This is a genomic window from Paenibacillus sp. WLX1005, assembly GCF_046603685.1.
Lineage (GTDB): Bacteria > Bacillota > Bacilli > Paenibacillales > Paenibacillaceae > Saccharibacillus.
In genome coordinates, this window is record NZ_CP176756.1 from 4,641,845 (window position 1) to 4,663,400 (window position 21,556).

Below are 21,556 nucleotides of genomic sequence, written 5' to 3' on the forward strand. Positions count from 1 at the left end.
CACCAACCTCTAGCACTACAACCCGGCAAATTCAGGAATAAAATCATGAACCGGAGGCATTATGGAAAACAAACATGGACATCACCAAGCGCAAGCAACTTATATTAACCGGGATCTCAGCTGGATCGAGTTCAATACCCGCGTTATGGAAGAAGCGCAGGATACCGATACACCGCTGCTGGAACGAATCAAGTTCCTCGGTATCGTTTCCCGCAATCTGGACGAGTTTATGAGTGTACGGGTAGCCGGTATCCGCAACCAGATCAAAGCTGGATATACAAAAAAGGATTTTACCGGTTATGCACCCGCTGGATTATACAAACGATTGACCAAACGCGTCGAGAAAATGGTCGCCCAGCAGTACCGTACATACCGGGATCTGTCGCGTCAACTTGTGAAACAGGGCATTATGCTTACTCACTATAACGATCTGAGTGCCACCCAGCGTAAAGCGGCGGATACGTACTACCATGAAGTGATCTATCCGGTATTAACGCCGATGGCGGTTGACCAGAGTCGTCCGTTTCCCCTTGTACACGGATTAAGCGTCTATCTGTCGGTCGTGCTGGAGCATCCGAATCTCAAGGCATTGGAATCGGAAGAAGGCGAGGCGTATTATTTTGCCATTATTCAGATTCCATCCAATCTGCCGCGCGCCGTCGTGCTTCCGCATCGCCAAAATAGTAAAAAGCAGCAATATATTCTGATTGAAGACTTGATCTGCCAGCATATACAGACGTTATTCGGCGGCTATACGCCGATTGCGGTCGATGCCTTCCGTCTGACGCGGAATGCGGATCTCGATATTAACGAAGAAGATGCCGAAGATTTGATGGAAGAGATCGAGAACCAGCTGCGCAAACGTAGACGCAGTGCGCCGGTTCGATTGGAGATTCAGAAAGATTTCCATCCGTATGCACTTGCCCAGCTGTTAGAAGAATTTGATGTTAGTGAAGCGGTATACGAGATTGACGGTCCGCTGGATCTGGGCTTTTTGTTAAGCTTTTCTGATTCGATTGTTGGACGCGATTCCCTGCGTTACACGCCGGAGATCCAGCGCTATGCGCCAGAGTTTCCAGAAGGCAGTGAAACTGACTTTTTCAGTGTCATCAAGGAACGGGATGTGCTGCTGTACCATCCGTATGAATCGTTTGATGCGATTAGCGATTTTATCGAACAGGCGGCGGATGATCCAGACGTCATGGCGATCAAAATGACGCTGTATCGAGTTAGCGGCAAGTCATCGCTAATCCATTCACTCGCTCGCGCCGCTGAATCCGGCAAGCAAGTCACGGTTGTCGTGGAACTGAAGGCACGTTTTGATGAGGAGCGCAATATCGTATGGGCGCGCATGCTGGAAAAGGCAGGCTGTCACGTCGTTTACGGTCTCGTTGGATTGAAGACGCACGCCAAAGTCATTCTCGTCGTACGCCGCGAAGGTGCCGCGCTGCGTCGGTATATTCATATCGGTACAGGCAACTACAACGCCTCCACCGCCAAGCTGTATACAGATGTCGGTCTGCTCACCGTCAATCCACAGATCGGCGAGGATGCGTCGGAAGTGTTCAATCATATTACCGGCTACACGGAAACGCATGACTGGCAAGCCGTTGCGGTCGCGCCAAGCACGATGATGAACAAATTCGTCGAGCTGATCCGCCGCGAAGCTGATCATGCACGGGCAGGCAAACCGGCACGCATTATCGCCAAGATGAACTCGCTCTCCAATCAGCAGATTATCGACGAGCTGTATATGGCATCACAAGCTGGTGTGCAGATTGATCTGATCGTGCGCGGCGTCTGCTGTCTGCGTCCGGGCGTACCGGGACTCAGTGAGAATGTGCGCGTTCGTAGCATCGTGGATCGTTATCTGGAACATTCCCGCATCTTCGCCTTTGACAACGGCGGTGAGCAGGAAGTATGGCTGGCAAGCGCGGACTGGATGACTCGCAATCTGACCCGCCGGGTCGAGTTAATGTGTCCACTGTTCGATAGAAATGCAAAAGCCGCCGTGCTCAATATTCTGAACCTTATCCTTGGAGATAACGTCAAAGCCAGAATATTGCTGCCCAGCGGCAATTATGAATTTTATAAAAATGGAGAACCGCCGCTGCGCAGCCAGTTCAAGGCATGGGAGATCAGCTCCTGGAAACCGTACGTACCACCAGCCGCACTCGGACATCCCACTCCTTCTCCAAATCTTTAACAGCTTCCGTAATTTCAACAACTTCCATAGAGGCTTCGGTGCGACATTGAATGGTCAGCTCGAAGTCTCTTCCTTTGCGTACGGCTTGCATACGTTCCACCGGCTGTGTTTCGCTCGTGTCCATCGATGCTGCCAGTTGCAACAAGGCGCCCAGACGACGAATACGCTCCTCATCATTCGGATGCAGGATATCGGCATATTCGACCGAAATGCGTCTTTTTTTAATTTTTCCTTTGCTGCCAAAGATCGCGATAAAGGCAACCAGTACCGTTTCCCGGTGATCCAGCCCTGCTAGTGCGCGTGTCGTCAACAGGTAGCGGGTATGCTCCTCGTAATCATGGTAGCTCACCTTCATACCCACCTGATGCAGTAGAGCTGCTGTACGTAGCAATTTGACATTCCACGGATCATCCAGCCCTTCGCCCAGCGCCTGATATAGCTGCACCGACAGATCAGCGACTTGACGCAGATGACGCTGGCGTGGCAACGGCTCGCTGTCCAGTACCGATTCAATCTCGTATTCCAGCACATCGTCCAAGACGGCATGCTCTTTGCCACGTTCCCATTCAAAATACAGACCGTCGCGTAGACCGCTACCACTGATCACATAGTGCGCACACTGCATATGACGGAACAATGTTCGCAAAATGATCGTGCCCGGCACGATAATATCCGTACGGTTTTTGCTCAGACCAGCGATACGTTTGCGTTCTTCATTGGTCATGGACGGCAACTGCTGATAATAATAATCCGTATCTTCTGCTTGCAGCTGGTATTGATGAATCTGCTCCATCGAATATTTGCGTTTGCGCTGATGCATTTTACCAATCGCACGGATCGTACCGCCTAGACCGACCATCGGCAGCCCAGGATGCTGGCTGATCCACGGATGTTCGTTGGCTGCTTTCATCACCATCGTTTCCAGTCCCGATATTGCTTTCTCGTCCCAGCGTCCTTCCTGCTTGCCGCCGAAGCGGACATTCATATTGACCGCACCAAATGGGAATGACACGCTGGAGATGCGTTTACGCTCCTGAAACAGCGTAATCTCTGTACTACCACCACCGATATCGATAATAAAGCCGTCCCGAATATCGATCCGGTTCACAACGCCAAGAAAGCCATAATGACCTTCCATCTCGCCCGGCAGCAATTCGATCGCAAGTCCAGTTTCCTGATTCAAATACTGGATCACTTGCTCGCCATTGACTGCATTGCGAATCGCCGCTGTTGCCACCGCACGAATCTCGCTTACTTCATATGCCCGACTAACTTCAGCAAACTGGCGCAGCACCGGTACGATCTGGCTGACCGACTCCAGTGGCATCACACCTTCCGGTGTAACGATAGCGCTCAGTCGCGCCGATTCCCGGCATTCTTTCAGTACTTTAAAGCCCATACCGCTTCCATTCTCATAAATGACCAGTCGAATCGAGTTAGACCCGATATCCATAATGCCGACACGGCTTTGCTTCGATGAATTGTGCATAGTATCCTCCTGTCTCTGCGGGCTTGGCAGGGTGCCATGTGTGCCTCCTGTCGATAGTCAGGCTGGATGATTCCGTACCGTTCTGCTCATCCCTCATGCTATTGATACCCAAATACTGTCCATGTTCTACAATGAATCACGGTTACAGTCTATCTTAATTGGCGCGGGTATACAATACAATGGCTTACCCCCACTTTCCGATGTGCAAACACTTGCAGTAGCAGTGTATGATAGGAAAACAATCAAATGAGGGTAAATACTATTGTGCAAAAAGTGCCATAATGATGATGTCATTGCATACGGCTCTGTATATGACACTTTATGTATTTGCTTCAACACAGTACCATTCGCGTCAAACCGTCTAACGTACAGCCTAAGACAACCGTAAGTGTTCCTTTCGTCAAGTACGGGATAGACGCGTCAATTCTAACCATGGATACCATACTGGACCGGTTATTTTACAGGAGGATTATAGAAATGAATCTCATATTCGATGTAGATGATACGTTGTACGATCAGCTGGAACCGTTTGGAGAAGCGTACCGGCATACGTTCGGTAGCTACAATTATGGCTGCTCACTGGATGATCTGTTCATTCGCAGTCGATTGTATAGTGATGAGGTGTTTGAGCAGGTCAGTCGTGGCGATATGACCGATCAGCAGATGCATATTTATCGGATTACCCATGCCTTTGCCGATCTCGGAATTGATATTCCAGAAGACGAAGCGATTAGCTTTCAACAGTGTTATGCGGATAATCAGCAGCGACTACGCGTCGATCCACGGATGGAAGAAGCATTGAATTTTGCGCGTGATCAGGGGCTACGGATCGGAATTATTACGAATGGTCCTGCTCAGCATCAGGCGGACAAGGTGCGGCAACTGCGTATGGAGCGCTGGGTACAGCCGCAGGATGTGTTCATTTCTGGCAAAGTCGGCATCGCCAAGCCTGATCCGGGCATTTTCCGTGTCGTCGAGCAGGGCATGCACATTCAGCCGTCCGATACGTATTATCTCGGCGACTCATATACTAACGATGTCGTCGGCGCCAAGCAGTCAGGCTGGTATTCGATCTGGATCAATCGCCATCAGCAGACTATTCCAAGTGATGCGGAGTTCCAGCCGGATTATGTGGTGGATAAGGACGATAGTGTGCTGGATGTGGTGAAGACGATTTGGGCGAAGACGGCAGGGAAATAAGCGTATGTTCCAGTCGTTCCAGCCACCTACAATCACATAGGAACATAAAAAAGAACCGGAACGCATTGTTCCGGTTCTTTTTGCACAGTATGGTCTCTATGCACAATAATTTACCATCTTTACCGTTAAAAGTCTAATTTTTAGAGAAAGTTACTGACACGTACAGTCAGAGATGAGGCATATGCAACGAAATATTCTGCTTCTGTTCTACCTATTATACGATGTCGTAGCTTACGTCTCCATCAGAATCCATTTCTCCAAATCCTGAACAAAACTGCGCATCTTACGCGCATACTGCCGATCGATCTCACCGCTTTCGTACAATTCCTGTACCGTATCACGCTGATTTTGCACCGCGCTAGTGATCAGGTTGAGCTTATTCTCATCCAGGGTAATATCCGGGGCGATCTTTTCGTTAAAATACTGGATGGAGCTCATAATTTTGCGATAACGAGAAATGACTTTCTCCGCTGCTTCCTCATTCTGGTCAGTCATGCGACTGCGAATCGCCTCAATCGCTGCCGGACAGGATTGCAGCTTGAGATGCTTGAGCATGCGGATTTTGTCCAGTTTGCTGATCGGAACGGCTTCGCTATCAGGCTGCTCGTCGTTCTCCGCATCTTTGGCAGGACCAATTGGTACGGGTACGTGCATCGGCAGCATCCCTTTCCATTTGTCCACACATTCGGCAATCCCTGTATCCATCCGATCAGTCAACACATTCTGAATGCGATCCAGCCGGTATTCAAATTCCATCGCCAGCTCTGGCGTAATCTCACCGTTATCCCGCATCTGACGTGCCACTTTACGCTCCGCCTGAATCGCGGTCATGTACATCTCAATCTCCTGCTGATTCAAGTTCGCATCGTGCAGTAGCGTTGCTGGCTGCAAGCTATTCTGCTTGAACATGTACTGCGTAATGTCCGAGATTAGCATTTTGGCAGCATCACGGTTAGAATCATTTGTACTGGATTCGACCGATTGCACAGCCGCAGACAGAATTTTCATCCGAATCTGGTCTTCGGCAAATTTGCGCCGCATCTTGTTCTGCCCTGCAACATCTGCTGGTGTCATCTCCGTCGCCTCTGGTGTAGGAGACAGTAATGGCAGCAGCAGACTTGCCAGCACCAGTGACAGCAAAATCACGCCTGCGGCGATGAACAGAATCAATTCCCGCTGCGGAAATGCCGAATTGTCATCCAGCACATACGGAATCGAAAAGGCAGCCGCCAATGTTAGCGCGCCCCTCACCCCCGATAAGGACGTTAACAAAATCCCGCGTACATCTGGACGTTTATCATCCATCTGACGACTCATGACATAACGAACGTTCCAATAACAATAAATCCAGATAAATCGCAGCACATACAGGAGCAGCGTAATGAGCGCCACATAGCCTAATACCAGCCCATTATTGAACTCTGGATTGGTGAAAATGCTGCCCATCACTTCTGGAATCTGCAACCCGAGAATCATAAATACTAATCCGTTCAGCGTATACACAATGACCGACCATGTACTTGTCGAGACAATCTGCATTTTGAGCTGTACCGATTCGGCGCGATCCTTTTCCATCGCATAGACGATACCACCTGCGACGACTGCCAGGATACCAGATACCCCTACTTCCTCCGCGAGCAAATAAATGACAAACGGAGTCAAAATCTGCCACAGCACATGGACGGTAATATCCTCCATCCCCCATTTACGCACCATCACCTGACAGCGAATGAGCACAAACGATGCCAGCGTTCCAATCGCCAAGCCGCCCAGCGCAACCAGCAGGAAATTCAGAGACGCCTGCCAGAGGGAAAAGGTGCCTGTTACCATAGCGGCAACCGCAAATTTGAACGCAACCAGTCCGGAAGCGTCATTCAGCAGTGATTCGCCCTCCAGCAGCCGATGAATCGAACCCGGCAAATGAATCCGTTTCGCCAATGAGCCGACCGCTACCGCATCCGTCGGCGACAAAATCGCCGCCAGCGCAAATGCAGCCGGAAGCGGAATACTTGGGATCAGATAATGGATCGCATACCCGCCGACAATGACGGTCACAAATACCAAGCCAAACGCCAGCAAAATAATCGGCACCCGCAGATGCCATAGCTCATTGCGCGGCGTCTGACGTGCATCGTTATACAATAGCGGCGCGATAAACAGCACCAAAAATAGCTCCGGGTCCAGCTCCACCTTTAACCCGAATAAGGCAACCCCGATTCCAAGTACAATTTGGAATAGTGGCACCGGTACAAAGGGGACTAGCCGATTCAGCACGTTGGAGATGCCGATAAAAAATAAAATAACAAGCACTGCAATAAAATGCTCCATAGCTCTCCCCTTTCGATAATGGCGGAAGATTGCCCCGCCGATCAACACAGCATTCAGCCGGTTGTCAGGTCTATCTTTATTTTACCATGCTAGGCAAGTAGAGAAACGGATGCTGTATAGGTTTGCTTTTCTATGTATACTATAATTAAATAAGTATCGAAATATGAATGTAATCTCTACTGAAAGGAGCAAGTATTATGACCCTTCATTCCAATATATCCAATGTTGCCGTCATTCTGGGCGAGCCTTCACGTGCCAATATGCTGACCGCGCTGCTCGACGGACGATTTCATACTGCTGGCGAGCTGGCTCATGCCGCCTCGATCACACCGCAAACTGCCAGCTTCCATCTAGCGCGTCTGAACGAGCAAGGCTGGGTCAGTATGGAAAAGCACGGTCGTTATCGCTACTATCGTTTATCCAGCCGTGAGATGGCGCAGACACTAGAGCAATTCCTCGCCATCTGCCCGGTGCCAGAAGTGCGCTCGTTAACACAATCCCAGCAAATGGATCGGCTACGCTACGGACGTACTTGCTACGATCATCTGGCAGGGCAGCTAGGTGTGACGCTGACAACGGCGCTGGTGCAACACGGGCATCTAGTAGCTACAGATGGCGAGTTTGAGATTAGTACGACAGGAGAAGACTTTTTTGCTAGGCTCGGTATGGATGTACCGCAACTGCGACGCAAACGCCGCGCTTTTGCCCATGCTTGTCTCGATTGGAGTGAGCGTCAGCATCATCTGGGCGGTGCACTTGGATTCGGGCTGCTGCATCTGTGTCTGGATCATGGTTGGATTGAACGCGTGCCGGGCATTCGAGCGGTAACGGTGACTGGCGCTGGGCAGGCTGCGTTTGATCGGCATTTCGGCGTGCAGCTAGATGTTCGTTAAGCAAACGTTGGACGGATGATTCGACGCTAATTTTCAACACCAGACATTACAAAAAGAGCAGTACGGCGAATCATTCTCCGTCCTGCTCTTTTCGTCGTTCGTCGCAAATTATCGTTTATCTCGCCAAACTAGTTAACTTTGCATCACGGGTAATCAACGATCCCCTTCTCCTTGCAGCTGAGGTACTTCCCTCGTGCCAAAGCGTCGATTCACCAAATAGATCCCCGCCAGAATACATATGCCGCCTGTAATCAGCGACGGATACAAAGACTCACCCAGCAGCAACCATCCAGTCAATACGCCGAAAAACGGTGCCAAAAACAGAAAGGCACTCGTACGCCCCGGATCACTGTTTTGCAGTACATAATACCAGCCCGCAAACTGTACAATCGAAGACATCAGACTCAGCCATAACAAGATCAAAACCGACGCACCTGTCCAGATGAAAAACGGCTGCTCCAACAACGGACTACACACTAACAAAATCACGCCACCACCCAGCATCTGGTACGCCGATAGCACCCATGTGTTCAACCCGCTACCCCAGCGGTTCACAAGCAGTGTCGCCGTCGCCCAGGATACCGCGGAAGCCAGACCGAACACTAGACCGATCTTCCATTGCAGCTGGGCACCGACCGTAATACTCACCCCGATCAGCCCCAGCAGCACACCGATCCACTGATACCACCGATAGCGCATACCAGCAAACAAGGTGCCAAACACGACCACCAGCAGCGGATTGGTAAATGTCAGAATCGACGATTCCCCTGCCGTAATCGTGCGCAAACTAATAAACACACAGCCCATCACCCCTGCCGTCTGAAAAGCCCCGATCAGCAGCATCTTCCCCCAGTCTGCCGCGTTGTTCGGATGTTGCTGACGCAGCACACGCACCAGCACCGCCATAATAAGCCCAGCAATGAGAAAGCGTACACCTGCCAGCAGCAGTGGCGATGCGTACACCAATCCCATTTTCCCGATAGCAAACGATGACCCCATCAGGAAGGTAGTCAATACAATCAATACCAGCATGTGAATCCGATTCATCTATTTCTCTCCTTTAGTTATGCTTCAGCAGACGCATCATGCAGCTGCCGAATAAGCATCATTCCGCATCACATAGATGGTATGTCATTACCCATTTATATGTTGCAAACGTCATATTTGCTACGCGCTGACATGATTATATCGTGAGACATCTTCAGCGGTGATCGAAATGTGGATTACATTGGGCTAGAAATCGTAAAATACGAGAAATATGTAGCTTTTGCTCTGATACAACGCAGAATAGCTGTATGCTCCGCGTTTTCAAGATTCTATACACACACAGGTATGTCGTATTTGCAGTGTTCTGCGGACTTCAGAGATGACATATTGTGCTGGAATGCTTCCTATGACAATATGATATCGAAGAAACCGTAATGATCTACCTCAACTATTGCATAGGCATACGAATGTATTCACCGATTGAGTAACGGAAATCTACCAATGATCAAGGAGTGAAGGTATGTTTTTGACAGAGCAAAAGATCACATCCCGTCTGCGTGAGCTGGACGGTTATCGTTATCGGGAAGCCATTATATTCTCTTCTTTTCAGGCGTTGGAAGACGAAGGTCAACAGATTCACGGAGCGGCACCGCAGCCGGACGAACAATGGACAACGATGAATCTGGGCGATAGCTGGAGCGGACGCGACCGCTATTTATGGCTCGCAGCCAGTGTAGATGTACCTGCACAATGGCAGGGCAAGCAGATTCTCGGACGTTTTCATTTTGGCAAAACAGGTGGTGGCACCAATTCCGGCTTTGAATCGTTGCTGTATGTGAACGGTCAGCCGTATCAAGGTGTGGATTCCAATCACATGGAGGTCTTTCTACCGGATACCGCTGCCGGACAGACCCAGCAGTTGACCTTTCGTTTGTGGACGGGGCTGGAAGGCGGCGGACAACCACGCTTGCAAACACATGAATTGAAAACAGCCGAACTGTGCTGGCTGGATGAAGCAGCGGACAATCTGTATTATACCGGCATGACGGTCATCGAGACGGTTGCGGTGCTGGATGAACATGCACCAGAGCGCGCCGATCTGCTGCGCGCGTTGGATCGTGCCTTTCGCCTGATCGACTGGACAGAGCCGGGATCAGAAGTATTTTATGAGAGCGTTTCCGAAGCGAGCGAACGATTAGAACAGATGGTTAGCGAAATTGGCAAGCATTCTTCGGTCAAGCTGACGGCGCTTGGTCATACACATATCGATGTCGCTTGGTTATGGCGACTCAAGCATACACGTGAAAAGGCGATTCGTTCCTTCTCTACCGTTATGCGGCTGATGGACAAGTTCCCGGAATATGTCTTTTTGCAAACTCAGCCACAATTGTATGACTATGTGAAGCAGGATGCACCAGAGCTGTATGAACAGATCAAGCAAAAGATTGCCGAAGGTCGCTGGGAAGCAGGCGGTGCTATGTGGCTGGAAGCGGACTGTAACCTGACTAGCGGCGAATCGCTGACTCGTCAGCTGCTGCTCGGTACGCGCTTTTTCCGTGAAGAGTTTGGCGTGGAAAATGACTATCTATGGCTACCTGATGTGTTCGGCTATAGCTGGGCATTGCCGCAGATTTTGAAAAAGTCCGGCATTCATACGTTTATGACGACTAAGATTAGCTGGAATCAGTACAACCGGATGCCGCATGATACCTTTCACTGGCGCGGCATTGACGGTTCCGAAGTGTTGACCCATTTTATTACAACGACTGAGCCATGGTCAGAGCCAGGCTCATGGTTTTACACGTATAATGGTCAACTCGTACCGAAGACGATCAAGGGCAGCTGGGAAGCATATCGTGACAAAGAAATGAACCGTGAGCTGCTCGTCTCATATGGATACGGCGACGGCGGTGGTGGCGTCAATCGAACGATGCTAGAAATGCGCCGACGGATCGACCGGATGCCGGGCTTGCCACATCTGGATACGGGCACCGCAGGCGATTATTTCCGCCGCTTGCAGGATACGGTGAACAATACCGACAGCTATGTGCACACTTGGGATGGCGAGCTGTATTTGGAATACCATCGCGGCACGTATACAAGTCAGGCATACAATAAACGTATGAACCGCAAGCTGGAATTATTGTATCGGGAAGCGGAATGGCTTAACGTCTGGCAAAGTGCTACCAGTACAGATTGGTCATCCTATCCGCAGCAGCAATTGAATGATGGCTGGAAAATCGTGCTGCGCAACCAGTTCCACGATATAATCCCCGGTTCGTCTATTCGCGAGGTGTATGAGGACAGCACCGTGGAATATGCAGAAGCATGGCAGATCGGCACCGATGCGCTTCGGCAGGCACAGCAGACGCTAGTTACAGATCATACCGATGCCGCCCAGTCGTCAGCTTCTTCAACGTATACTGTCTGGAATTCTGCTCCATGGGCAAGCGATGGTGTGCTGGTCATTCCGGCGCATACAGAGGCGCAAACCGGCAGTTGGACAGATGCTAACGGCAATGCACTGTCTGCCCAGCTCAAGCATGATCATTGGGTCGTGCATGTAAAGGAAGTACCTTCCCTTGGCTACACGACGATCACACTGGATTCTGCTACAGACACGCCGGAATACGCGTCTCCATTTACGGTAGAGCAACAGCGCGTTCTGACACCATTTTACGAGTTGGAATGGAATGAATATGGTCAATTAACAAGACTGTATGATCGTCAGGCAGACCGTGAGGTGCTAGCAGATGGAGCCAAAGGCAATGTGCTGCAATTGTTCGAGGATAAGCCGCTGAATTTTGATGCGTGGGATATCGATATTTATTATCAGGAGAAAATGAAGGAAGTACAGCAGCTCACCCATACCGAAGTGCTAGAAACCGGCATGCTGCGCACGGTGATCCAGTTTGTATGGAGCGTAGGACAATCGACGATTCGCCAGCAGATGATTGTATACGCAGATGACCGCCGCATTGACTTTGTGACCGAAGCCGATTGGCAGGAACGTCAGCAATTGTTAAAAGTCGCATTCCCGGTCAATGTGCGTTCTACCGAAGCGACATACGACATTCAGTACGGCAACGTGAAGCGCCCAACCCATTGGAATACGAGCTGGGATACCGCACGCTTCGAATCGGTTGGTCACCAGTGGGCAGACTTGTCCGACCGCGGCTATGGTGTCAGTCTGTTAAACGATTGCAAATACGGCTACGATATCAAACATAATGTGCTGCGTCTGTCGCTGATCAAATGCGCCATCCACCCAGACATAGAAGCCGATCAAGGGCATCATGAATTTACGTATTCCCTACTGCCGCATGAAGGCGACTGGTTGCAAGGTGGTACTGTACCTGCTGCATGGGCGCTAAACAGCCCGCTTCGTTATAGCGAGGGCAGCGCAGCTACTCCCACTCGCTCGTTGTTCACGCTGTCTCATACAACCGCCATGATCTCTGCCGTCAAAAAAGCGGAAGACAGCGGTCATATCATCCTGCGTGTACACGACTACTCTGGCAGTCGTCAACGTCTGCAACTGCATAGCGAGCTCGGTATTACGAGTTATCGCGAGTGCAATCTGATGGAGAAGCCGGAGCAGGAAGATTGGACACAAGCAGACAGTATCCAGTTTGTACTGGAACCATACGAGATCCAGACATTCGAGATTCAGTTGGATGACAAACGCTAGATACTAATAGCATCAGATGTGATCAGCGTTTCGCAATTTGAGTATAACAACAAGCACCGACATTCTTTTCAACAAGGAAAAGAGCGTCGGTGCTTGTTATTTGTTTTGTTATATATATTGCTGCATTCCATACACTGTATCTCTGCTCATACCCACTCCACTTAGCCCAATGGTTAACTCAATTGCATTGTGGATATACAGGTATCGTCATTGGCAAATGTCGAGATGGTCTGCTCCGCCGTTTTGCCGTCTTGTTCTACCTTGACGGTATATGTATCATTACGCGGCAACCATAGATCGATAAATCCGTTATCGCCGGACACCTGCTTCTGTTGATTCATCATGATGGTGCCGGATGAATCTGTAATCGTCAGCACAAACTCCTGATTTGTCAGCTCACCCTGACAGCCAGTCAGACTGTGAATCTGACAATCATGCGTCTGCTGAAGATAGGGCGCAATCGAAACGAAATATTCATCCTGTGGCAAATCATACTGGGTTTGCTGTCCATTTGCCGTAACCTGTAATTGATATGATGTGATCGATGCAGACTCCACTTCCTTGCCTTCTCCTTGCTTGCTGCTAATCTGCTGTACCAGCTGCTTCACTTGCGCAGGAGCAAGGGAAAGCGAACTCACTTTTGTCGGTGTATGCGATGCGGCTGGTGTACCGGAACTGCATGCAGTCACAACCGCTAACAACAGAGCCGCGGGTGCAAACATAACAATAGAATAGCGCTTCATCTTCATGTTCCTCCTTATCATTGAGGTCAAACGAAACTTTTTCGTTTGATTGGCGTTTTACTTATAGCTTACATACAATGTAATTCATTACTATACAAAAAGAAGACTTTATCTATCACATATAGCACGTTTCAGCATCAAGATGCGTGCCGTTTGCTGGCTCCTGTCTACTATAGCGAACAACAACTAGTAAAGGCTGTTACATTTGGCATAGTCTGGTTTATGCCTTCTCACACACTTTTCACATATATTTCTGATATAACTAAAAAACGAAAACCGGTACAATGGCTGCGGCTGTCCGCCGATAAACATGTATGAAACCAAAAGTCAACCGCCATCCTGTTACTATTCTTCAGCCGGAATGTAACTTTTCGCACAATCAATTGTTTTAAGATAAATGAGGATTGGCGCCGCAACGCCGTTTGCTGCCCGTATATTAACATCAAAGGAGACATACCTAAAAGCATGCGTAAGCCTTGGAAAAAGTATATGTTCGCCCTGCTGGCGATGCTGCTCGTCGTCTATGTGCTCGGGGTGAATTTCCCCAAATCTTCGGTTGTAGCCCACAAAATATGCAGTTCATGGGTCGCCGCCAAAAATGAAGCCTTCTATCTGGAGCATCGCGATGTGCTGGATCAACGCAATGTCGCGCTCGCAGCCGATTATGTGGTGCCACAAGGTACTGCTGACAAGGTGCCTGTGCTCATGTATCATTACATCGTTCCGGCAAAATACAACACAGAGCCGAATAACAATTCCATCATCAATCTGGAAGCGTTTGAGAAAGATATGCAGTATCTGCATGACAACCACTACCATACCGCGACCTTGCAAGAACTGGAGCAATACGTCGATGAGCAAAAGACACTGCCGGAGAATACGGTTGTACTTAGCTTTGACGACGGCTACCAGAACAATATGATCTACGCCTATCCGATTATGAAAAAGTACGGCTTTCACGCAACGATGTTTGTCGTCGGCTCCAAAATCCAGTCAACGACGCAAACGTTCAATCCGTCCAAAACGAGCTATGTATCGCGTGCCGAGATGAAAGAGAGCAGCGATGTATTTGAGTTCAACAGCCATACGTACAACCTGCACTTCAAAGCTCCACTTCATTGCGGTGACGATTATGCCGCAGGTATGGATCAGGACAAATTTATGGCAGATGACAAAATCATGCGCGCGCAAGCAGGCATTGACACACCATATTTTGCTTATCCATTCGGTGACTTCCGAATGCAAATGATCTATGCGCTCAAAGAGTCTGGTTACCGGATGGCGTTCACCGTCCACCAGGGCTTTGTTCGCCCCGGCGATGATCCATATCAGTTGAAGCGTCTGACCGTCATTTCCACCACCAACCTGCCGGAACTGCTGCATATGGATCACGATCCTGACGGCTCAGCACCGGTCGCATTTTAGCAAAATATAACACTATACTCATCATATCTCTCATCGCAAAAAGCCTCTTTTCCTGTGCAATTTGGCAACCCTATAGGGTATACCTGTTGCATATGGAAAAGAGGCTTTTTATATTGTATACATCATTTGTATGGAAACAGATACAACTGCATCAACGATTCGCTACCGCCGGAATATCTGACGCATTGGATGCTTCCTGTGGACGATCCAGCAGACCGCCTGCACCGTAATCAACGAAGTTTTTTATAAATTGCAATGCTTCGGCACGAGTCAACGACTGATTTCCTTTAAACGAAGATACCGTCGCCTGCCCGGCATCGCTACCGTTCGCCAGCCCAAATGCCAGCAGATAGCGAATCGCATCGTCGCCACTAAAATTCACACCGTCCGCTGCCGAGATCAGCTCAGCGACTTTGGCACGGGTAATGACTTTGCTGCGGGAGGATAGATCGGTATAGCTGGATACCGGATAACGGAGCGCTTTGGCGCGAACATAATAGGGAGATGCCCAGTTGCCTTTGCTGCTCGCGGTCACTTCCGGTTCATACGAACGGATGAGCATTGCCAGAAATTCAGCTTCTGTTACCGTCTTGCTCGGCTTGAAGGTGCCATCTGCATACCCTTTGACCAGACCGGCGTTGACGCCCCATTCAATCGTATCATGTGCCCAGTAACTGTTCGATACATCGGAAAAGAGCGTTCCGTCCGCCGCCTGTGCTTGCTGAGCTGGCAAGGCAACGGTTATGGTGAGTAACAGGCACAGACTAAGCAGCAATCCTGCCAGTGTTTGTTTATTCATGATTGTACACCTTTCCTCATCTAGCGGCATGCCGTGATGAATGATCTTATCGGGTAGTAAATTGCAGAATGAGCGGGTTGGTCAGTGCATTGGATTGATCGGTATTGGCGGATGCTTTGCCTTTCACGCCTTTTTCCAGTACAACGGTGTACGTCTGACCAGAGCTGAAGCTACCGGTTGTTGGCGTAATGAAGATACGATTGAATTTTACATCCAGCTTCACATTGCCTATGGCGTTGCCGCTGCTGTCCAATACGATGACATTGTCCGTATTGATCGTCGTTGGATCGATATATTTGTACTGACTGTTCTGCGTAGCAACTTGCAAGCTAATGCGGACAGGAACGGTATTCGGCAAGCTACTGCGTGTCGGTAAGTCTTTGATACCGAGACTTTGCTTCAATTGCGACAGTTGCTTATTGAAGCTGGCATCGTTCAATCCACGACCGGCAAAACCGGCTTTGATCACATCTGCGGCTTTGCCAGATGTTTTAGCGTTGCTTAACTGCTGCTGCGCCTTCTGTGTCGGTGTGAGTGATGCGGTTGGTGTCTGAGCGGCAGGTGTAGTTACGGTAGCTGGGCGTGGTGCTGCTGCACCGCCTCCTCCACCACCGCCCCCGCCTCCGCCGCCACCAGCAGCAGGTACAATTGCTACTTGATCTGTCGGTGCTGGGGTAGTTACGACCGGTACAGCTACAACAGGAGTCGGTGTAACGACTGGCGTTGGTGTGACCGTCGGTGTCGGTATTGTATTTACGGATTCAGTCGGGCTATTGCTTGGCGTATTCGCAGATGATTCCAGTGCAGACGTTTTTGCACTTACACTTTTACCTGCGGATTCATTGCCTTTTTGGTCAAATGTTTTCATTGTAAAGCTGTATATAGTATCTGGCGTTAATCCTTGCGCGGTATATACATTGTTTTGTACGGTTTGAACAAGCTGGCTGCTGCTGTCATAGACATGTACACCGGCAAAGTCGCTATCCGCTGGATTTTGCCATTTGAATGTAATCGTGTCGGTGCCGATCTGACTTGCTTGCAGCTGACTAACTTCGCCCGGTGCCGTTGTATCCATTTTCGGACGGAAGGTGACAAAGCCATATCCATATTCGTTATCCCGTCCTGCTGTTCCAAGATCGACAGCGTAATCCTGCAACTTGCTACGCAGTGCCGATGCGGATAAGGATGGATTTTCCTGCTTCAAAATCGCTGCCATCGCAGCGACATGTGGCGCCGCCTGTGATGTACCGCTAGCGATTGCATATCCGTTATTCAAATAGGTGGAGATAATATCTACACCCGGTGCGGCTACTTCTACTTTGGGACCAGTTGAGGAAAAGCTACCGCGTTGCAGATTTTGATCAACCGCTGCAACTGCGATCACGCTGCTGTATTTGGCAGGATAGTTGACCGTATCTGTACCAGAACCGCTGTTGCCTGCTGAGGCGATGACAATGATACCGTCCTGATACGCTTGATCCAGCATATTGTGCAGCAACTGGGAATCATATTCCGTACCAAGCGATAGGTTAATCACATTCATATGATTCTGGATCGCCCAATCGACGCCTTCCAGCACATCCTGTAGATTCCCTTTGCCATCCGAACCCATCGCTTTGATCACATATAGCTGTACGCCCGGTGCCATACCAGTCACCTGACCGTCATTATTGTGAGCGGCGATAATACCGGCGACGTGTGTACCGTGCCCATTATCGTCGGCATAAGAAGTCGTATAATCGACTGTCGATACACCGCCAGCTACCGTCAATTCGGAGTGCGACGCGATACCGGAATCGATAACAGCAACCTTGATGCCGGAACCATTATAGCCTTTTGCCCATTCCAGATTCGGTTGCTCTGCTTGGTAATTCCAACGCGATTGTTCATTGGCATTTACCGGATCGGTGCTTGCCAGCGGCGTAATCTCGTCATCTGTTAATTGAAAGGGAACATTGCGTTCCACATAAGCAATATTCGGGTCATTGACCAGATCGTTCAGGTCAGCCTGCGTCACGGTTGCTGATACAGCAGGCACTGTCTCAAATTCGTGCTGTACTTCTACGCTTTGATCCAGCACGGCTTCTTTGCCGTCCTCGTTTTTGTATACAACGATAACATCCTGCTCCGCACCTGCGGCGAATGCCTGATTCGGTCCGTATGCCGATGTCGTGCCAACGAGGCAGGACACGGTAAATAACGAAGCGATCCACAGAGTCATTGTCTTTTTCCTCATGCTGTTTGTTTCCTCCCATCCGGCTTGAACGCAATACGTATTGCTGCCGGTCTATATAGTGGATGGTGCTGTGGATAGCTGGAATGTCGCCGCCCTGCAAATGGATTCGGTACATAAAGAACTGGTATATAGAAAAGAGGATGCTATCTTTCTCCGTAATCATTCGAGTTTATTCGACAAGCTAACTTAGTGAGATATATCGGACGTGTATCTGGCTTTATGTATAGCAACTATAAAAAAATCCCCCTTTTTCACAAAGGAGGATGGGAATTTCTATTTTGTATACAAACATTATCATATCGGTATTCAAATTACATACATATGACAATTGGGGCGTGCATTAACCGCGTTTTACTTCCGTACCTTCAAATACTTTAACATCCAGTGGTGCTGCCGCAAATTGCTGCATATCCTGAACGAATTTCTGGAAATGAGCAGTACCATTATGCGCTTGAATCGCTTCATTGTCTTTCCATTCTTCTACCATTGTGAACAGGTTATCCTGCTTCACATCGCGTTTCAGTACGTAGCTAATATTGCCTTCTTCGGCTTGGGATGCTGTCAATAGCGCATCCACTTGTGTGAGAAATTCATCTACTTTTTCCGGTTTGATCAGCATATTGGCATGAATAATAAACATAGGGTGGTTCCTCCTCATCGGTTATCAACTGTATGTTGCTTACTTTATATAGTATAGATCATTTCGATCTAAAAACCAAACGCCGCCTTATTCAGCACATTGCAAGCCGTATTCTTCACATGAAAAATAGCCCGGCAGCGGTTGAAGATCAACCATTCTACCGGGCATATCTGCATCAGATCAATAGATTGAACAGATTCGGATCGCGGTTCAACTCTACATAGCGAATGCCGTGATCTTCCATACGCTGAATGAGTGCACCGTAGTCATCCGGCGAACTCAGCTCAATACCGACCAATGCCGGTCCGTTCTCTTTGTTGTGCTTTTTCGTATATTCAAAACGAGCAATATCGTCATTCGGACCAAGTACCTTTTCCAAAAACTCACGCAATGCGCCTGCACGCTGCGGGAAGTTGATCGTGAAGTAGTATTTCAAACCTTCGTAGATCAGGGAGCGTTCCTTAATCTCCTGCATCCGGTCGATATCATTGTTACCGCCACTGATAATACAGACAATCGTCTTGCCTTTGATCTGCTCACGATACATATCGAGCGCAGCAATCGGCAATGCGCCTGCCGGCTCGGCAACAATCGCATTTTCGTTATATAGATCAAGAATCGCGGAGCAGACTTTGCCTTCTGGTACTTTGACCACATCGTCAAGTACTTCGCGGCAAATGTCATACGTCATCTGACCGACCCGCTTCACAGCTGCGCCATCGATAAACTTGTCGATCTCATCCAGCGTAACGACTTGATTTTGTGCAATCGCTTCGCTCATGGATGCCGCACCAAGTGGCTCTACGCCAATCAGACGTGTGGACGGGCTGATCGTATGAATATATTTGCCAACGCCAGCTGCCAGACCGCCGCCGCCGATTGTAATAAACATATAGTCTGCTGGACGATCCAGACTTTCCATAATCTCCATGCCAACTGTACCGTTACCCGCGATAATATGCGGATCATCAAATGGATGGATAAAGCTCATATTGTGCTCGGTGCATGTTTTGATCGCTTCCGCATAAGCATCGTCAAACGTATCACCGATCAGAATCACTTCCACATTGGCACCACCGAACTTTTTCACCATTTTGACTTTTTGGTTCGGGGTTGTGCTTGGCATATATACTTTGCCGCGAATATTGAGCTGACGGCACGAAAAAGCGAAGCCTTGTGCGTGGTTACCCGCACTTGCGCAGACGATTCCTCGTTCCAGCTCGTCAGCGGACAAGCTGCGAATCCGGTTGTACGAGCCACGAATTTTGAATGAGCGTACCATCTGCATATCTTCACGCTTCAAATACACATCACATTCGTACTTCTCGGACAATGTGACATCGCGCTGCAGCGGAGTGCGTACAATAACATCGCGCAGCACATGATGTGCCCGTATAATATCCTCCATGCCGACTGTTTGCGAATTGTGTTCCTCCGTTGCTTTCATTTCTTTTCTCCTCACTCCAGACGCCCATCCCGTCATGTTTCGTTTTATTGTCAACGCTGTGTACCGTTGGACTTAATCTGTACTCATACTACATGCTGTCAGAAACGGATGCAATTGAATATTACGAATTCTGTCATTTTTCTAAAGTACTCCTATGTATGTGTAATTTCAAGTACAGGTTGTGTGTCGGCTATGGAATCAGTCCCGATATGCAAAACGTATACAAAAAAGCCGCCCTGTTCCATCCAGTGCGGCAAAAGACTTCATTCCACTACGATGACGTCTACGCCCATCTCTTCCAGCTCGTGAATCGCCTCTTCTGGAAGCTGATCGTCCGTAATAAAACGATGCAGATCCTCCATGCCCATAAAACGGACAAGCGACTTGCGGCGAAACTTGGAACTATCGGTCAGCAGAATCAATTCGTCGGAAATCTCGATAATTTTCTTTTTTAATTGTACATGTGCTTCAGACGGTTCCGTTAGTCCCCGCGTCAGATCAAAGCCGTGGCACGAAAACAGAAACTTGTCGACATGATAGCTCTCGACCATCTTCTCGGCATGAATGCCCGTATTCGCCATCGAATCCCGATCCAGATAACCGCCGATCAAAATCACATTAATCTCTGTCTTCGGCACCAGTTCATTGGCAATCGCCAGCGAATAGGTGAGTACGGTCAGCGGACGGTTCGGCAGCTGCTTCACCAGATGCAAACAGGTTGTGCTTGCATCCAGAGCGATAACGTCACCCGGCTGAATGAGCGACAGTGCATGTTCCACAATCGCCTTTTTCTCTTGAATATTTTGAGTCTCCCGCTGAACTGCTGGAGATTCGTATTGTTCACGGTTGCGGTTGAACACCGCGCCACCGTGCGTACGCACAACGATTCCTTCGACTTCCAGACGTTCCAGATCACGCCGAATCGTCTCCTCGGTCACATTGAATCGGCGGCTCAGTCCAGATACACGGACTGTTCCTTCCGCTTCAAGAATTCGCAGGGTCTCGAGTTTGCGTTGTGCTGCGGATAATGCATCTTGTCGCCTCGGATTTTTGCTGCTCATTGAGTACACCTGGCCTTACTATATATATTGTCAATCGGGTCTGCAAGCTTCGGATTTTGGTGGAAACATCAGTGTAGAATACAATTGAGGCATGCAACAATGAAATATAGGCTACATGCAGTCGAAAAGGTATTGCGATTCCAGTATCTTGCTTGTATATTCCGTTCTGCCTACAGAAAGATCATTGGGCATGAGAACAGCATGTAAACGCTTATGGTTTTATACCTGTTATGATTGCACGTCTGCAAAATGTTCATATATTTCAATATACCGTATTTGGAGTTTCGTCACAATAAAAAAGGACGTATTCTCTTATTTTGACTTTGGATTTCTTTAATCCATTCCATTTATTACATTAATTGGTTATGAAACGTTTCGATTGACTGCTACAAAGCAAGAGACAATGGGAAT

General features: G+C 48.9%; 14 protein-coding genes. 5 read left to right on the forward strand and 9 right to left on the reverse strand.

Going from position 1 to position 21,556, the window contains the following annotated elements; all coding sequences use genetic code 11:
• The first annotated feature begins 61 nt into the window (after positions 1-61).
• Entirely contained in the window at positions 62-2,206 is a 2,145-nt protein-coding gene (gene ppk1, locus ACE3MZ_RS19910) for a polyphosphate kinase 1 (protein WP_411343842.1), read from the forward strand.
• On the opposite strand, the gene ACE3MZ_RS19915 is transcribed toward ppk1, so the two are convergent.
• Positions 2,139-3,695, reverse strand: coding sequence for a Ppx/GppA family phosphatase (locus ACE3MZ_RS19915; RefSeq protein WP_411343843.1), 1,557 nt, complete (start codon positions 3,693-3,695; stop codon positions 2,139-2,141). The genes ppk1 and ACE3MZ_RS19915 overlap by 68 nt on opposite strands.
• 477 nt (positions 3,696-4,172) lie before the next feature.
• Here ACE3MZ_RS19915 and ACE3MZ_RS19920 point away from each other — a divergent pair, with 477 nt between their 5' ends.
• Positions 4,173-4,895, forward strand: a complete 723-nt coding sequence (locus tag ACE3MZ_RS19920) for an HAD family hydrolase (protein ID WP_411343844.1) — start codon at positions 4,173-4,175, stop codon at positions 4,893-4,895.
• A 231-nt stretch (positions 4,896-5,126) separates the two neighbouring features.
• On the opposite strand, the gene ACE3MZ_RS19925 is transcribed toward ACE3MZ_RS19920, so the two are convergent.
• Positions 5,127-7,223, reverse strand: coding sequence for a Na+/H+ antiporter (locus ACE3MZ_RS19925; protein ID WP_411343845.1), 2,097 nt, complete (start codon positions 7,221-7,223; stop codon positions 5,127-5,129).
• 197 nt (positions 7,224-7,420) lie between these two features.
• On the opposite strand from ACE3MZ_RS19925, the gene ACE3MZ_RS19930 reads away from it, so the two are divergent.
• The gene (locus tag ACE3MZ_RS19930; RefSeq protein ID WP_411343846.1) at positions 7,421-8,116 is read left to right on the forward strand and encodes an ArsR/SmtB family transcription factor; all 696 of its coding nucleotides are present in this window, start codon (positions 7,421-7,423) and stop codon (positions 8,114-8,116) included.
• 153 nt (positions 8,117-8,269) lie between these two features.
• On the opposite strand, the gene ACE3MZ_RS19935 is transcribed toward ACE3MZ_RS19930, so the two are convergent.
• Positions 8,270-9,163, reverse strand: a complete 894-nt coding sequence (locus ACE3MZ_RS19935) for a DMT family transporter (RefSeq protein ID WP_411343847.1) — start codon at positions 9,161-9,163, stop codon at positions 8,270-8,272.
• Between the two features lie 460 nt (positions 9,164-9,623).
• On the opposite strand from ACE3MZ_RS19935, the gene ACE3MZ_RS19940 reads away from it, so the two are divergent.
• Complete coding sequence (locus ACE3MZ_RS19940) at positions 9,624-12,794, forward strand: alpha-mannosidase (protein WP_411343848.1); 3,171 nt, start codon at positions 9,624-9,626, stop codon at positions 12,792-12,794.
• 173 nt (positions 12,795-12,967) lie between these two features.
• On the opposite strand, the gene ACE3MZ_RS19945 is transcribed toward ACE3MZ_RS19940, so the two are convergent.
• Positions 12,968-13,537, reverse strand: a complete 570-nt coding sequence (locus tag ACE3MZ_RS19945) for a CueP family metal-binding protein (RefSeq protein ID WP_411343849.1) — start codon at positions 13,535-13,537, stop codon at positions 12,968-12,970.
• A 465-nt stretch (positions 13,538-14,002) separates the two neighbouring features.
• Between ACE3MZ_RS19945 and ACE3MZ_RS19950 the strand changes: the two genes are divergently transcribed.
• Entirely contained in the window at positions 14,003-14,962 is a 960-nt protein-coding gene (locus ACE3MZ_RS19950; RefSeq protein WP_411343850.1) for a polysaccharide deacetylase family protein, read from the forward strand.
• A 151-nt stretch (positions 14,963-15,113) separates the two neighbouring features.
• On the opposite strand, the gene ACE3MZ_RS19955 is transcribed toward ACE3MZ_RS19950, so the two are convergent.
• From ACE3MZ_RS19955 to ACE3MZ_RS19975, 5 genes are all read right to left on the reverse strand, one after another.
• Positions 15,114-15,761, reverse strand: a complete 648-nt coding sequence (locus ACE3MZ_RS19955; protein ID WP_411343851.1) for an S-layer homology domain-containing protein — start codon at positions 15,759-15,761, stop codon at positions 15,114-15,116.
• Positions 15,762-15,807: 46 nt separating this feature from the next.
• Complete coding sequence (locus ACE3MZ_RS19960; protein WP_411343852.1) at positions 15,808-17,997, reverse strand: S8 family serine peptidase; 2,190 nt, start codon at positions 17,995-17,997, stop codon at positions 15,808-15,810.
• A gap of 340 nt (positions 17,998-18,337) precedes the next feature.
• A complete protein-coding gene (locus ACE3MZ_RS19965) occupies positions 18,338-18,637 on the reverse strand; it encodes a putative quinol monooxygenase (protein WP_411343853.1) in 300 nt (99 codons plus the stop codon).
• 175 nt (positions 18,638-18,812) lie between these two features.
• On the reverse strand, positions 18,813-20,084 hold the full coding sequence (ilvA, locus tag ACE3MZ_RS19970) for a threonine ammonia-lyase IlvA (protein ID WP_411343854.1): 1,272 nt from the start codon (positions 20,082-20,084) through the stop codon (positions 18,813-18,815).
• 263 nt (positions 20,085-20,347) lie between these two features.
• Entirely contained in the window at positions 20,348-21,145 is a 798-nt protein-coding gene (locus tag ACE3MZ_RS19975) for a DeoR/GlpR family DNA-binding transcription regulator (RefSeq protein ID WP_411343855.1), read from the reverse strand.
• Positions 21,146-21,556 lie beyond the last annotated feature (411 nt).